Consider the following 14,266-nt stretch of genomic DNA (forward strand, 5'->3'; position numbering starts at 1 on the left):
ACTTTGCTGGATAAGGCGCCGAGTTGCCGGCGTTGTGCGGGCGCACCCGTGTGGTAATTTTCCCATAAATTCGTTCGGTAAGCAGGCGGTAAAGGTACCCCACTATCCTCCGGGACTATACACCTAGGGCGGTCAGACCGGACCGTTCAACCCGCGCCCGGTGGCAGCCGGATAAATCTGGGCAAGGACAAGACCACAGGGCCAGGGCTGGAAATCCAGACAGGGAATAAGTCAACTACCGGCGCTTCAGCGGCGGCTTTTTGGCCTTGGGCTTCGCGGCACCGTCCACCAGCAGGCCGTTGCGGTAAGTCACGGTGCGGTCCACGGTCTGGCCGTCTGCCTTGTAGTAAGTCCACACGCCGCTCTGCTTGCTGTTGCGGTATTGCCCGCTCACGGCCGCCGTGCCGTCCTCACGCAACTCGCGGAAAGCGCCCTGAATCTGGCTGCGCACGTAGGTCGTTTCCTTCCGCAGCTTGCCCGAGGGGAAGAATTCCTGCCCGATTCCACCCATGAAGCCGTTCAGATACGGCTGCCGGCTTTGCACCTCCCCGTTCTCGAAGTAGGTGAGGCGGTCGCCCAGCAGGCGGCCGCTGGGGCCGTAGGTTTCGGCTTTGCGCACGGCCTTGCCATCGGGGTAATACTCGCGCCAGGTGCCGGCCGGGCGGTTGTTCCTGAACTGTTCTTCGGCCTGCACCACCTTGCCCTCGGCATCCTGGTAGCGCGCGATTTTGCGGTCGCGGCCGTTGTTGGCGTAATCCGTTTCCTCGCGCAGGTGGCCGTTCTCGAAGTATTCGAGGCCCTTGCCCGTCGGGATGCCGTTGCGGTAAGTCAGCTTGCTTTTCACCTGCCCGCTCTCGAAGTAGCTGGTAGCGGGGCCGTCGAGGTTGCTGGTGCCGGTGGGCGGGGCCACGCGCTTGGTCAGGTCATCGCCGAGGGCGTTGCGTACCGGTCGCTGCACCAGCGGGGCGGGGGCGTAGGTGCTCTCGGTCTGCAATTTGCCGCTTTGGTAGTAGCTGCGGTAGCGCCCGCGCCCGTTCTTGTCGGCCAGCACCTCCACCTCAATCTGGCTGTTCGGGTAATAGGTTTTGTAGGGCCCCGACAGCAGCCCGCGCGTGAAGCTGCCCTCACTCTGCACCGCGCCGTTGGGGTAGTAAAACTTTACCGCGCCGCTGGGCTGTCCGTTCTCATAGTTTATCTCGGCCTGGGTCTTGCCGTCCGGATACACGGCGCGTAAGGCCCCATTTGGCTGGCCCTTCACCAGCGTGGTTTTCAGGCGTACCGAGCCGTCGGGGTGAAAGTAGGTCAGCTCGCCATTCGGCTCGTCGTCCACAAAAAAGCCGGCCTGCGCCACCTTACCATCATCATAGTATGTTTTGAAAGGCCCCTGCCGGATGCCATCGCGGTACGTCGCCTCCAGCCGCCGGGTGCCGGTAGAATGAAATTCCACGTACGCCGAGTCGCGCTTGCCCTGCGTGAAGCTGGTTTGCTGCTCCAGCTTGCCATTGCGATAAAAGCGCTTGTACGAGCCCTGCGGCACGGTATCGGCCGCCACCAGGGCCGTGTACACCTCGCGCCTGTGGATTTTAGTCGAGTCGAAAAACGTAATGAACCGGCGCACCCGCTGGCCCTGCGAAGGGAAAGCCAGCGTTAGCAGAAGCAAGGGCAACAAATATCTCATAAATCACTGATTATCGCTGATTAACCGTGATTTCACAGATTAACCGCAGAATGCAAACGGTAACCGCTCCGTGTTTCGTTTAATTGAGCGGCATTTCTCCCTAACAAAGAAAGAGCCACTCCAATAAAGGAGTGGCTCTTCTCAATTTATCTCACCTGCTTCCTGACCAAAAAATCAGCAAAGAATAACCGGCAAACTAACAAGAAAAATCAGCGAAATCACGGTTAATCAGCGACAATCAGTGATTTACAGCAGGGATTCTACTACAATGGCGCTGGCCCCGCCGCCGCCGTTGCAGATGCCGGTGACGCCGATTTTACCGCCTTCGTTCTTCAGCACGTTCATCAGCGTAGTCACGATGCGCGCGCCCGAAGCGCCCAGCGGGTGGCCCAGGCTCACGGCCCCGCCGTACACGTTCACCTTGCTGCCTTCCAGGTTCAGGAGCTGGTTATTAGCCAGGCTCACCACCGAGAAAGCCTCGTTGATTTCGTAGAAATCCACATCTGCCGCCGTCTTACCAGCGTTTTTCAGCGCCTTCGGGATAGCCAGCGAGGGCGAAGTGGTGAACCACTCCGGCGCCTGCTCCGCGTCGGCAAAGCCCAGAATGCGGCCGATGGGGGTGAGGCCCAGGGCATCCGCTTTCTCACGGCTCATCAGCAGCACGGCGGCCGCGCCGTCGTTCAGGGTTGAGGCGTTGGCGGCCGTCACGGTGCCGCCATCTTTGATGAAGGCCGGTTTCAGGCCGGGTACTTTGCTGAAATCGACTTTCAGGTATTCCTCGTCGTCCTCAATCACCGTGGTTTTGCCGCGGCTCTCGATGGTTACGGGCACAATTTCGTCCTTCTTCTTGCCGGCCTTGGCGGCCGCCGCGCTGCGGGTGTAGCTCTCGATGGCGAAGGCGTCCTGCTGCTCGCGGGTGATGCCCATTTCCTTGGCCGTGTTCTCGGCCGCGTTGCCCATGGCGTAATCGTTGTACGGGTCCCAGAGGCCGTCCTTCATCAGGCCGTCAATCATGGCGCCGTGGCCATATTTGGCCCCAAAACGGGCTTTGTCCAGGTAATAAGGCACGTTGCTCATGCTCTCCATGCCACCAGCCAGAATCACATCGGCCTGCCCCAGCATAATGGCCTGGGAGGCAAACATAATGGCCTTCGAGCCCGAAGCACACACTTTATTCACGGTCGTGCACTCCACGGTATCGGGGAGGCCGGCTTTCTTGGCCGCCTGCCGGGCCGGAGCCTGGCCCAGGTTGGCCGAAATCACGTTGCCCATAATCACCTGCTCTACTTCCGAGGCGGCAACCCCGGCTTTATCCAGGGCCCCTTTCAGCGCAATGGCGCCCAGCTCAATGGCCGAGAGCGAAGCCAGCGCCCCTCCAAACGAGCCAATGGGCGTGCGGACGGCAGATATGATGACAACTTCTTTGGTTTGCATACAGTGAGATTAAGTGAGTTGGATGGGAGGTTGAATCAGGCCGCAAAAGTACGGATTTAACGGTCCCGAAGCGGATGCCGCTCCAGCTGCGCCCGCCGGCACCTGGTGGCTGCCACTTGCCCTGACTCACCACGTCGGCTGGTTGGGGTCGGGCTTCTGGGTGGCCGGCCGCGTGACTTGCTGCAAATACTGCCGCTCCTGGGCCCGCAGGGTTTCCAGCAGCTGCCGCGCCTGAGCCGGACTCAGGTTCATGGCTTGCAGCCGCTCACGCTGGGTTTGCAGGCTGAGGTCAGCCCCGGTGGCGGCATCCGTGCCGGGGCGGTTGCCGCGCGCACGTCCCGCCGGGTTCGCCGCGGCCGAGGTCCGGTCGAGCCCGCGCTGGGTGCCGGGGGTGGCCCCGCTGGCCACCGGCTGGGGCGCACCATCGCCCGGCCCCCGGCCTCCTGCTACATCCCCCGGTCCCGCGCCGGGCCGTTGGTTATCGGGCTGGCCGGCGGGGTCGGGGCGGCGCTCGGGAGGAGGAGTGGGGGATGCCGGGGCTGGCTTTGGCGTATTTATTTCGCCCTGGCGCTCGGTGCCCGCCTTTTCCGCCGGCTTATTCTTCTCAGAAGCATTCTTTTCGGGCGAAGGCTTTGGTGCGCCGGGCGCGGGAGCCGGCGGCGGTGGCCCAATCCGTGGGCTGTTGGGCCGATGCGCGAGGTAGTCGCTCAGGGCTTCATAATTGGCCCGGGCACCAGCATTGCGCGGGTCCATAATCAGGGCCTGCCGCAGCAGGCCCAGCGCCTGCGCCAGCTCGCCCTGCCGGGCGGCCTGCACGGCCAGCTGCTGCCGCGCCACACTGCCCAGCCCGGCCGGGCTGCCGCTCAGCAAGCGCCCGTAGGTAGCGTGGGCCGCCCCGGGCCGCCCCGCCCGCGCCAGCGCGTGGGCCAGATTGAGCAGCAGGCGCGGGTCCGGCTTGCGGTGCGCCGCCGCCGCGCTTGCCGCCGCCCCAAATGCCTGCGCCGCCCGTTCGGCGTCGCCCCGGGCATAGGCCGCCGTGCCGGCCGCCACCGCCTGGTTGCGGGCTCGTACCCAGGTAAGCAGGCTCCACGAGGGCCCGCCGGCTAACAGCGCCAATAGCAGCAGGTACTTCATGAGGGCCGGATGATAGTAACCGTTAAAACAATGTCCAGCAGCAGCAGCAGCAGCGCCGCCGCCAGGGGGTAGCGGTAGCGGTTGTCGGCCACGGCCACGGTACGTACCTGCTCGGCCGTGCCTTGCATCGTGCGCAACGACTGCCCTAACATGGTAAAGCCGTTTTGCTGATTATTCAACTCCCCGTATTGCCCCCCGGTTTGGGTGGCCAGCTGCCGCAGCGGGGCGGCCCGCAGGCGGCTCCTCACCACCCTGCCGCGTCCATCGCGCACCACGGCACCCCCCGCCTTCGGGATTTCGGCCCCCTCTGCCGTACCCACCCCCACCGCGTAGATGCGGGCCCCGGTGCGTCCCAGCGCCCGCAGCACCGGCTCCAGGTTTTCGCCAAAGTCCTCGCCATCGCTCACCACTACCAGCGCCGTCGCGCGTGGGGCCGTCGCTGCCGGCACGGTCGCCCCCGCCGAGGGCGTGAGGCGGCTCAGGACCAGCTCCAGCGGGGTGCGTAAGGTCGTTGGTCCGGCGGGCAGCAGACTGGTGCGCAGGGTGCTGATGAATACCTGCACGGCGTCCTGGTCGAAGGTCAGGGGGCATTGCACCACCGCTTCGGCCCCGAATACCACCAGCCCCAGCCGGTCGGCCGGAAACTGCGCCACCAGGGTTTGCAGCTCGGCCTGGGCGCGCAGCAGGCGCGAAGGGGCCACATCCGGCGCATCCATTGACCGCGACACGTCGACCAGCAGCCACACATCCTTGCCGGCCGTGCGCACCGGCTGCTGGCTCACGCCCAGCGCGGGCCCCAGCGCGGCTCCCAGCAGGCAGGCGCCTGTCAGCAGGCGCAAAACCAGCTTCCAGCCCCGATGCCGGGGCCGGCTGCCCAGGGCGCGGCCCAGGCGGCCGGCGCGCCGCCACTGATTTAGCAGCAGCAGCAGGCACCCGGCCAGGGCCAGCCCCACGACTACAAAATCAGGATAAGCCCAGGTCAGCACGGTCCGGTTAGGTTGTTGGGTAGTAGTTGTCGGGTGTCCGGTCTAGGGTAGTCAACTGACTAACAATTGACAACGAGCACCAGACAACTGGTTTGCTTTTGAACGACTACTTAATAAAGGTCAATATTACGGCAGCATTGCGGCCATTACCGCCTAGGGCCGCTTGTGCCGCCAGCTGGTCTGGCCAACCAGCAGCCCACATCCTGAAAAACAGGCCGCACAATTTTTTTAGCGATAAAAAGATAAATTTTTTACCCAAAGTGTGGTTTTCTGAGTTGTGCCCGTATATTTGCACCCGCTTCAGACGGAAGCGAAACCGACCTGGAGAGGTGGGTGAGTGGCTGAAACCAGTAGTTTGCTAAACTGCCGTAGCTCTAAAGGTTACCGGGGGTTCGAATCCCCCCCTCTCCACTATAATGTTGGGTTGCGAAAGCTTCCCGTTGGGGCTCCACCCAGTAGGGGGCAGTCAAAACTCAGCATTATTTTTTTCGGGGTGTAGCGTAGCCCGGTATCGCGCCTGGTTTGGGACCAGGAGGTCGTAGGTTCGAATCCTGCCACCCCGACATTTTCCCGTTTCGACCCCGTAGCTCAGCTGGATAGAGCAACTACCTTCTAAGTAGTCGGTCTTTGGTTCGAATCCAAACGGGGCCACTGCAAAAGTCCCTTCCCGGAACGGGGGAGGGACTTTTGCATTTTTGGCAACGGTAGCTTGATTTAACTAAGGTGAGAATCCTGACCAGTGCCAGTCAAGCTGTTACCTGACCAGGGTGCAATTGCAAAATACGGCGGTTGCCGCGCAAAACTCGGTTCAATTTGCTATCTTGGGCCCGCAAACCCGTTTGTCAAACATCGGTCGCGCGATGTATTTCAGTCTTTTCAATCGTTAACCACCCCCGTTTTCAATTCTCCACTCCATCCATTTTCAGCGTTAAAACACTTGTTGTCATGAAGAAATCGTTACTTTTTTTGGGCTTGCTTGGCTATGCAAGCAGCGTTAATGCGCAAACCACTCCCAACCTCGGTCCCTGGGTTCTGGTAAATACCGTCAACCCCGGTTCATTTGCCCCCGGCTACCTGGTGCGCGATATGAAAACCGTTTCGCCAACCGTGGCTTGGGCCGTGGCTGAGGAAAACACGCCAGCGGGCGTTTCCAATGCCTTTTTCGTGACCAACGAAGCAACCGGCACTCAGTTCGACTTCGGCGCTATCAACGCGGCCAACGGTGCCCAGAACTTCCAAACGGGTAATATCTCGCCCGTGGGCGTGGCTGGCACGCCGGCTGCGGCTACTACGGCCGTTGCGGCTACTTACCCGGCTGGTGCTGGCGGCGAGATTCTGCGCACCACCAACGCCGGCATCAGCTGGACTAAAGTGACCACCGCCTCGCAGTTTATTGGAAATCTGGGAGGCTTCTGCAACTTCGTTCACATGTTTGACGCGCTCGAAGGGGTGTCGCTCGGCGACCCGACCAACGGCTCGTTTGAGATTCTGCGTACCACCGACGGCGGCGTGACCTGGACGCGTCTTCCTGCCGCAAGCTCACCCGCTCCGCTGACCGATGAATACGGCCTGGCCCGTTCGTTCTTCGCCCGTGGCAACACTATTTGGGCTGGTATGGGCTCGTCGAATGATGCCAACCGAGTGCGCATATTCAAGTCGACCAATCGTGGCCTGACCTGGACTGCCAGCGCCGTTACCACTTTGCTGGGCAGCACCAGCCGTCTGGCATTCAAGGATGACCTGAACGGGATTGCGTACAACGTGAAAGTGGTAGCTGGTGCCGTGAGCGAAGTTAACGTCATCCGCACCAGCGACGGCGGCGCTACCTGGTCGCCGATTACCCCGATAAATACGGCCACCGGCAGCTTCTTCCGCTACGATATCGATGCCGTAAACGGCCGTTATTACAGCGTAGGAGTTCGTTACCCTAATGCCACGCCCGCTGTGGCTGCCGACTTCGGTACCTCCTCCAGCACGGACGGTATCAACTGGACCAATATCAACACCAGCCAGGGCTTCTTTGCCTTCGACCTGATTGCAAACGGCACGACCAATGCCCAGGGCTACGCCGGCGCTGCAACCGATGCCACGGGTTCCGGTGGTATCTATAAAGCCGCAAGCGTTATCACCGCTACCAAAGATGCCGCGCTGCAAAGCACGTTGAGCGTGTACCCCAACCCAAGCGCCACCGGTGCCTTCACCGTGGACCTGGGTTCTACCCTGCAGGCCGGCGCCCAACTCACCGTAGTGGACGCCCTTGGCCGTCAGGTGAAGGCCCAGACGCTGAATGCTACGGCCATTGGTTCGAAGAAACTGAACCTTGACCTGAGCAGCGAGAAATCGGGTGTCTACACCCTGCAAATCCGCACGGCGGCTGGCATCGCCACCCAAAAGCTGGTGGTTGAGTAACCAACTGGTTTACCCAAGTTGAAAAAGGCCTTTCCTCGCGGGGAAAGGCCTTTTTTTTACAGCTTACGATTGGCCCAAAACGCGCTTTTTTTACCGTCAAAGCGAGTGCGGTGCGAATAAAAAAATACAAGGACCAAAGCCGCAAAAATCGTTAAAAATGGGATTAATTAGGTACTTTTGAGTGTTCAGTACCTAGCGGCCCGTTGGGCTGTTTTATGACCTGATTTAATCCCGCCCTCATGAGCGAAACAACAGCAAAAATTCCCCAGTCGGACTATTCGGCCGATAGCATTCAGGTACTCGAAGGGTTGGAGGCCGTGCGCAAGCGGCCCAGCATGTACATCGGCGACACGGGCATGAAAGGCCTGCACCACCTGGTGTGGGAGGTGGTCGACAACTCCATCGACGAAGCGCTGGCCGGGCACTGCGACCTGATTAACGTTACCATCAACGAAGACAATTCGGTGACCGTGCGCGACAACGGCCGCGGCATTCCCGTCGATTTTCACGCCAAAGAAGGCCGCTCGGCCCTGGAAGTGGTGCTGACCGTGCTGCACGCCGGCGGCAAGTTCGATAAAGGCTCCTACAAAGTATCCGGCGGCCTGCACGGCGTGGGCGTGAGCTGCGTGAACGCGCTCAGCACCGACCTGAAAGTGACCGTGCGCCGTAACGGCCACAAGTACGAGCAGGAATACAAAATCGGTATTCCGCAGTACGACGTGAAAGAGGTGGGCCTGAGCGAGGAGCATGGCACGGAAGTGCAGTTTCTGCCCGACGCCAGCATCTTCACCGAAACTGAATACCGCTATGACACCGTGGCCGGCCGCCTGCGCGACTTGTCCTACCTCAATAAAGGCATCCGCATCACACTCACCGACCGCCGCGAGAAGCTGGAAGGCGGCGTGTTCCGGGGCGAGGAGTTTTACTCGACCGGCGGCTTGCGCGACTTCGTGCAGTACCTCGACGGCGAGCAGCGGCCTTCGCTGCTGTCCGAGCCCATTTACGTGGAAAGCGAGAAGGGCGGCACGCCCGTGGAAGTGGCGCTGCAGTACAATACCTCGTACCAGGAAAACGTCTATTCCTACGTCAACAACATCAACACCATTGAGGGCGGTACGCACGTAGCGGGCTTCCGCTCGGCGGTGACGCGGGTGCTCAAAACCTACGGCGATAAGAACAAGCTGTTCGAAAAAGCCAAGGTAGAAATCACCGGCGACGACTTCCGCGAAGGCCTCACGGCCGTAATTTCGGTAAAAGTGCAAGAGCCCCAGTTCGAAGGCCAGACCAAAACCAAGCTCGGCAACTCCGAGGTGAGCGGCGCGGTAAACTCGGTAGTGGGAGAGATTCTGACCCAATACCTGGACGAGAACCCCAACCAAGCCAACCGCATTATGGAGAAGGTGATTCTGGCCGCCAAGGCCCGCATCGCCGCCCGCAAGGCCAAGGACATGGTGCAGCGCAAGGGCGTACTATCGAGCAACAGCCTGCCGGGCAAGCTGGCCGACTGCTCGGAGTCGGACCCCGAAATCTGTGAGCTGTACCTCGTCGAAGGAGACTCGGCTGGTGGCACGGCCAAGCAGGGCCGCAACCGGGCGTTCCAGGCCATTTTGCCGCTGCGCGGTAAAATCCTGAACGTGGAAAAGGCTCAGGAGCACCGCATTCTGGAGAATGAGGAAATCAAGAACATGATTACCGCCTTGGGCGTCACGTTCAACGAGCGTAAGTCGCTGGCCTTTACCACCGATGACGATGGCACGGAATCTGGCCCGCTGAACTTCAGCAAGCTGCGCTACCACAAGGTCATCATCATGACCGACGCCGACATCGACGGCTCGCACATCCGGACCCTGATTCTGACCTTCTTCTTCCGCTACATGCGCGAGCTGGTGGACCGGGGCATGATTTACATCGCCCTGCCGCCGTTTTACTTGGTGAAACGCGGCAAGGAGGAGCGCTACTGCTGGACCGAAGAGGAGCGCATGGCCGCCCAGGTAGAACTGGGCCGGGGCAAGCCCGACACCGTGAGCGTGCAGCGCTACAAGGGCTTGGGCGAGATGAACGCCGAGCAGCTGTGGTCGACCACCATGCAGCCCATGACCCGTACACTGAAGCAGGTAACGGTGGAATCGGCAGCTGATGCTGACCACCTGTTCTCCATGCTGATGGGCGATGAAGTGGCCCCCCGCCGGGACTTCATCGAGCGCAATGCTAAATACGCCAAACTGGACGTCTAGTACCGTAAATTATACAGATTTCGTCGATTGAAGAAGGGCAGCCGCATGCGGCTGCCCTTCTTTTTTCATCTTGCTTCGTGTCGCGGGGCTTCGGGTGAGGCGTGAGAAATTTCAAGGAACTGATGCGACAATTAATTTCTTCCGGGAGGGATATTCGTGACTGGCATTTCACAGTGGGAAGCGGTAGAGCGTATGCACACAGAAGTATTCGGGGACATTCGACTGGCGACTTCGGTGCTGGAAATTAAGGCATTTATTGACCCACGGAAGTTGGTAGAAATCGAAGCCACAGCCATTATTTCTGCGTAAAGTATTATTCGTAGGGCAGATTTCACGTATTTTGCCCTGCATTCCATTACCCACTATGAAACTGTTCAAGTCCGCCGACCTTATCCGCAAAAGCAAGTACATCAGCCGCGACCTGAGCTGGCTCCGGTTCAACTACCGGGTGCTCGACCAGGTGCAGGACCCCAGCCGGGCCCTGTTCGACAAGCTGAAGTTTCTGGCTATCACCAGCTCTAACCTGGACGAATTCTTTATGATTCGCGTGGGGTCGCTGTACAACTACCTCGATTATGGCAAGGAGCGGATTGACTATTCGGGCCTGCGCGAGCTGCCGTTCCGGCGCAAGCTGCTTGATTTCGCGCACCGGTTCGTGAACGACCAAAGCCTGACGTACCTGAATGAGTTGAAGCCTAATTTTGAGAAAAACGGCTTCAATATTCTCAAGATGGCCGACCTCACGGAGCTGGAGGTGAAGAAAGCCGACGGCTACTTCAAAAACACGGTGTTTCCGCTGCTCACGCCGATGATGTACGACTCGTACCACGGCTTCCCGCTGATGATGAACCAGATGCTCATCTTTGGCGTGGTGACGCGCATTGGCAGCAACGGCGCGGTGGGCCTCGATGGGGAAGCTGAAAAAGGGCAGGAGCGACTCACCTTCGTGCAGATTCCGCAGAACCTGACCCGCTTCTTTGAACTCACGCGCAAAGACAAGGTCATCTTCGTGCCCATTGAGGAAGTGGTGCGCGAGTTTCTGCCGCGCCTGTTCCGCAACGTGGAAATCATTTCGGCCGACCTGTTCCGCATCACCCGCAACGGCGACTTTACGCTGGAAGAGTCGGATGATATCGATAACGACTTCATCAAGGAAATTCAGGTGGGCCTGAAAACCCGCAAGCGCGGCCGCGTGGTGCGCGTGGAGGTGGAGCCCAACGCCTCGGCCGTGCTGATGGCGGTGTTGCGCGAGCGGTGGAATATTGATAACGGCAACGTCTTCGTTATTAATTCGCTGATTGATTTGAAGGGACTGTGGCAGATTGTGCGTCATGCCAGTTTCCGGGGCAAGGCGGCCCGGCAGCCGGCTTCCGTGCCGCCGCTCAGCCTGCCCGAAGGGGCCGACGACAACCTGTTTGAGTACCTCAAGCACCACGACGTGCTGCTGCATCATCCTTATAATAGCATCGACCCGATGGTGCGGCTGCTGGAGCAGGCCGCCGTGGACCCCCACGTACTGGGCATCAAGCAAACGATTTATCGCCTGGCCGACGACTCCCGCGTATCGGCCGCGCTGCTGAAGGCGGCGGAGAACGGCAAGCACGTTTCGGTGCTGTTTGAGGTGAAGGCCCGGTTTGATGAGGAGAAGAATATCCGGGAAGGGGCGCGGCTGGAGAAGGCCGGCTGCTTCGTGATTTACGGCGTGAGCAAGTACAAGACGCACACCAAGCTGCTCATGATTATCCGCAAGGAAGGGGAGAAGGTGACGCGCTACGTGCACATCGGCTCGGGCAACTACAATGAGCAAACGGCCCGCCTCTACACCGACGTGAGCCTGCTGACGACCAACGACACCTACGGCCACGACGTGTCGGAATTCTTCAACGTCATCACCGGGCACTCGCAGCCCGACGACTACGAATACCTCATCACCGCGCCCAAGGATATGCGCCAGCAGCTCATTCACCTCATTCGGGAGGAAGTGAAGCAGGCCAAAAAAGGCCAGCCCAGCGGCATCGTGATGAAGATGAATTCTCTGGAAGACAAGGAAATGATTGATGAGTTTTACAAGGCCGCGAAGGCTGGGGTGCCCATTCGGTTTATCGTGCGCGGCATTTGCTGCCTGCGGCCGGGGCGGCCGGGCCTGAGCGATAACATCGAGGTGCGCAGCATCGTGGGCGAATACCTGGAGCACACCCGGCTGTTCTATTTCCACAACGGCGGCGTTGCCAAGGTCTACGCTGGCTCGGCCGATATCATGGTGCGGTCGTTCGACCGGCGCATCGAGGCACTGTTTCTGATTGTTAATCCGCAGCTCAAGCGCGAGGCTATTAATATTCTGATGATGAATATGATGGATAATCAGAATAGCTACGTGATGCGCGAGGACGGAGCCTACATTCGGCAGCAGCCGGCCCCGGGTGAGCCGGTGGTGAATGTGCACCGCGACTTCTTCAAACGCGACGAGGCGCAGTTGGCCACCGCTACGCCCGAGGGACTAATGGCCTTGATGGGGGTGCAGGCCCAGCGTCGGCTCGACGTTGCCACGGCCCTGCTGGAGTCGCAGCAAGCCGCTATCGCCGAGGCCGCTGAGGCTGCCGAGACGGACGTGGACGACGGCTTTGGTGAAAGCGAGCAGGACGAACTTTGCGAAGATGACTCCACCCCCGTCGGGCATATTGATGAGGAAGGCGTTGGGGCTGATGTAGTGCCCGAGCAGCCCGTTTCGCTTGGCAAACGGTAGATTTTTCCGCCTGGCATTCACTGGCCCGGGCGTCAACAAAAAGCCCCGAATCATTCGCGAGTCGGGGCTTTTTGCTACGTACGAAACTTACTCCATTTCGGCCGGATGGTTTTGCACGTCGGGCACCGGGAGTTTGGCGGGGTGGCCGCCTTCGGCGTTCATCTCGTCGAAGAATTCTTCGAACAGCGCTTGCAGCATGCCATCTTTCAGGCCAATGTCGGGCACGACCATGGTGTTGATGTTGGCCCACTGCATGGCGGAAAGGTAGATGTGGCCGGCCGGAATGATGACATCGGCGCGGTCAGGGTTGAGCATGGCTACGTTCACGCGCTCGGTCATGCTCAGGCCGGCGAGGCGGTTGAGGGTGGCCTCGATGCTGCGCCGGGTGATATGCTTGTCGGGGGCGGCGGCGGTGAGGCTGTAGATTTTGTTGATGTTGCCGCCCGTGCCAATGGCGCGCGTGACGTGGTATTTGCGGGCATTCTCCCGCACCCAGGCTTCCATGCGCGTCCAGAGCTCGGCCTGGTCCTCGGTATTGGCGGTTCCGCTTTCTTCCTGCTGCATGCGGCGGATGGAGCCGATTTCGAACGACTGCGCGGCCACCTTGCGGCGGTCGTGGTAGATGTTGAATTCGGTGCTGCCGCCGCCTACGTCGATGTGCAGATAATGACGCTTGTCTTCCAGCACATGCTCGATGACGCGGTTGATGTAGAACGCTTCGTCTTCCCCATCAATCACCTTTATTTCCATGCCCAGCTCATCGCGCACGCGGGCCGCAATGGCCGCGCCGTTGGCCGCCGAGCGCATGGCCGAGGTGGCGCACACGAGGTAATGGGCCACGTCGTGCACTTCCATCAGCAGCCGCAGGGAATGCAGGAATTTGACGAATTTCTCTTCCTTGGCCGGCGAAATTTTGCCAGTAGCAAATACGTCTTCGCCCAGCCGCATGGGAAAACGCACGTATTCTATGCGCTTGAGGCGGTAACGCCCTTGATAATACAGTACTGCCGATATCTGGCACCGCACGGCGTTGGACCCAATGTCAATAGCGGCGAGTTTACGGAGGGGGAAATTCATACCGCAGATGGTAAAGATTTTTGGATTTAGTAAGATACTGCTGGCGCGGGACCGCAGATTAGGTAGATTTTTGAATTAAGTGAGATGCGAGCGGTTGTAGCTCTGCTGGGGTTTATTTGGGGGGCAGCTGGACTGATTTGGTGCTGATTAAGCGCCGGAATTCCAGGCTCGGCGCACCGAAATTTATTAGTAGTCCGGTACCGATGCCAAAAGCTTCGAGGTAGTTGAGGCCTTGGGCTAAATGCACTTTTTCGAGGAGAGCCACGGCTTTAAGCTCAACCAAAATTAGGTCCTGAACGAAGAAATCGACGCGGCGCAGGCCAATTTGCTGGCCATCATAAAAAATGGGCATCTCCACTTCGCGGGCGAAGTGCAATTTGCGCTTGCCCAATTCGATGGCCAGTGCCCGCTGATAAATGACCTCCTGAAACCCATTGCCCAGCACGTTGTGTCCCTGCATGGCACAACCTATAATGCGCCCAGTCAGCTCCTTGTGCTGGTAAAATGCTTCCGTGGACCGCAGATGGCAAAGATTTTTGGATTTAGTAAGATGCAGGCGTAGACGTGACTG

Annotated in this window: 9 protein-coding genes and 3 tRNA genes; 6 read left to right on the forward strand and 6 right to left on the reverse strand. The window is 59.7% G+C overall.

What is annotated here, in order from left to right:
• Positions 1 to 235 precede the first annotated feature (235 nt).
• From ABD819_RS01865 to ABD819_RS01880, 4 genes are all read right to left on the reverse strand, one after another.
• Positions 236 to 1,660, reverse strand: a complete 1,425-nt coding sequence (locus tag ABD819_RS01865) for a toxin-antitoxin system YwqK family antitoxin (protein ID WP_345120363.1) — start codon at positions 1,658 to 1,660, stop codon at positions 236 to 238.
• Between the two features lie 264 nt (positions 1,661 to 1,924).
• Positions 1,925 to 3,112 (reverse strand): acetyl-CoA C-acyltransferase, encoded by a 1,188-nt coding sequence (locus tag ABD819_RS01870; RefSeq protein WP_345120366.1) that lies wholly within the window; start codon positions 3,110 to 3,112, stop codon positions 1,925 to 1,927.
• Positions 3,113 to 3,238: 126 nt separating this feature from the next.
• Positions 3,239 to 4,246: a hypothetical protein gene (locus ABD819_RS01875; protein ID WP_345120368.1), complete on the reverse strand. Its 1,008-nt coding sequence runs from the start codon at positions 4,244 to 4,246 to the stop codon at positions 3,239 to 3,241.
• Positions 4,243 to 5,232 carry a VWA domain-containing protein gene (locus ABD819_RS01880; protein WP_345120370.1) on the reverse strand — a complete coding sequence of 330 codons (990 nt, stop codon included), beginning with the start codon at positions 5,230 to 5,232 and terminating at the stop codon, positions 4,243 to 4,245. The genes ABD819_RS01875 and ABD819_RS01880 overlap by 4 nt, the downstream gene beginning before the upstream one ends.
• A 323-nt stretch (positions 5,233 to 5,555) precedes the next feature.
• Here ABD819_RS01880 and ABD819_RS01885 point away from each other — a divergent pair.
• The 6 genes from ABD819_RS01885 to ppk1 all read left to right on the forward strand — a co-directional run bounded on the left by ABD819_RS01885 (position 5,556) and on the right by ppk1 (position 12,618).
• Positions 5,556 to 5,643, forward strand: a tRNA-Ser gene (locus ABD819_RS01885).
• A 78-nt stretch (positions 5,644 to 5,721) separates the two neighbouring features.
• Positions 5,722 to 5,795 (forward strand) — tRNA-Pro (locus tag ABD819_RS01890).
• Positions 5,796 to 5,809: 14 nt separating this feature from the next.
• Positions 5,810 to 5,883, forward strand: a tRNA-Arg gene (locus ABD819_RS01895).
• Between the two features lie 435 nt (positions 5,884 to 6,318).
• On the forward strand, positions 6,319 to 7,641 hold the full coding sequence (locus ABD819_RS01900) for a T9SS type A sorting domain-containing protein (protein WP_345120372.1): 1,323 nt from the start codon (positions 6,319 to 6,321) through the stop codon (positions 7,639 to 7,641).
• A gap of 239 nt (positions 7,642 to 7,880) precedes the next feature.
• On the forward strand, positions 7,881 to 9,875 hold the full coding sequence (gyrB, locus tag ABD819_RS01905; protein WP_345120374.1) for a DNA topoisomerase (ATP-hydrolyzing) subunit B: 1,995 nt from the start codon (positions 7,881 to 7,883) through the stop codon (positions 9,873 to 9,875).
• A 364-nt stretch (positions 9,876 to 10,239) separates the two neighbouring features.
• A complete protein-coding gene (ppk1, locus tag ABD819_RS01910) occupies positions 10,240 to 12,618 on the forward strand; it encodes a polyphosphate kinase 1 (protein ID WP_345120376.1) in 2,379 nt (792 codons plus the stop codon).
• A gap of 87 nt (positions 12,619 to 12,705) precedes the next feature.
• On the opposite strand, the gene ABD819_RS01915 is transcribed toward ppk1, so the two are convergent.
• Together ABD819_RS01915 and ABD819_RS01920 are read right to left on the reverse strand one after the other, a co-directional pair.
• Complete coding sequence (locus ABD819_RS01915; RefSeq protein ID WP_345120378.1) at positions 12,706 to 13,695, reverse strand: Ppx/GppA phosphatase family protein; 990 nt, start codon at positions 13,693 to 13,695, stop codon at positions 12,706 to 12,708.
• A gap of 112 nt (positions 13,696 to 13,807) precedes the next feature.
• Entirely contained in the window at positions 13,808 to 14,251 is a 444-nt protein-coding gene (locus ABD819_RS01920; protein WP_345120964.1) for a GxxExxY protein, read from the reverse strand.
• Positions 14,252 to 14,266 lie beyond the last annotated feature (15 nt).

This window comes from Hymenobacter antarcticus, assembly GCF_039539545.1.
Classification (GTDB): Bacteria; Bacteroidota; Bacteroidia; order Cytophagales; family Hymenobacteraceae; genus Hymenobacter; species Hymenobacter antarcticus.

Bases quoted from the DNA above. Each gene is read 5' to 3' on its own strand.
- ABD819_RS01900 (WP_345120372.1), top strand. From the start codon at position 6,319: ATGAAAACCGTTTCGCCAACCGTGGCTTGGGCCGTGGCTGAGGAAAAC.
- ppk1 (WP_345120376.1), top strand. From the start codon at position 10,240: ATGAAACTGTTCAAGTCCGCCGACCTTATCCGCAAAAGCAAGTACATC.
- ABD819_RS01870 (WP_345120366.1), bottom strand. From the start codon at position 3,112: ATGCAAACCAAAGAAGTTGTCATCATATCTGCCGTCCGCACGCCCATT.
- gyrB (WP_345120374.1), top strand. From the start codon at position 7,881: ATGAGCGAAACAACAGCAAAAATTCCCCAGTCGGACTATTCGGCCGAT.
- ABD819_RS01915 (WP_345120378.1), bottom strand. From the start codon at position 13,695: ATGAATTTCCCCCTCCGTAAACTCGCCGCTATTGACATTGGGTCCAAC.
- ABD819_RS01875 (WP_345120368.1), bottom strand. From the start codon at position 4,246: ATGAAGTACCTGCTGCTATTGGCGCTGTTAGCCGGCGGGCCCTCGTGG.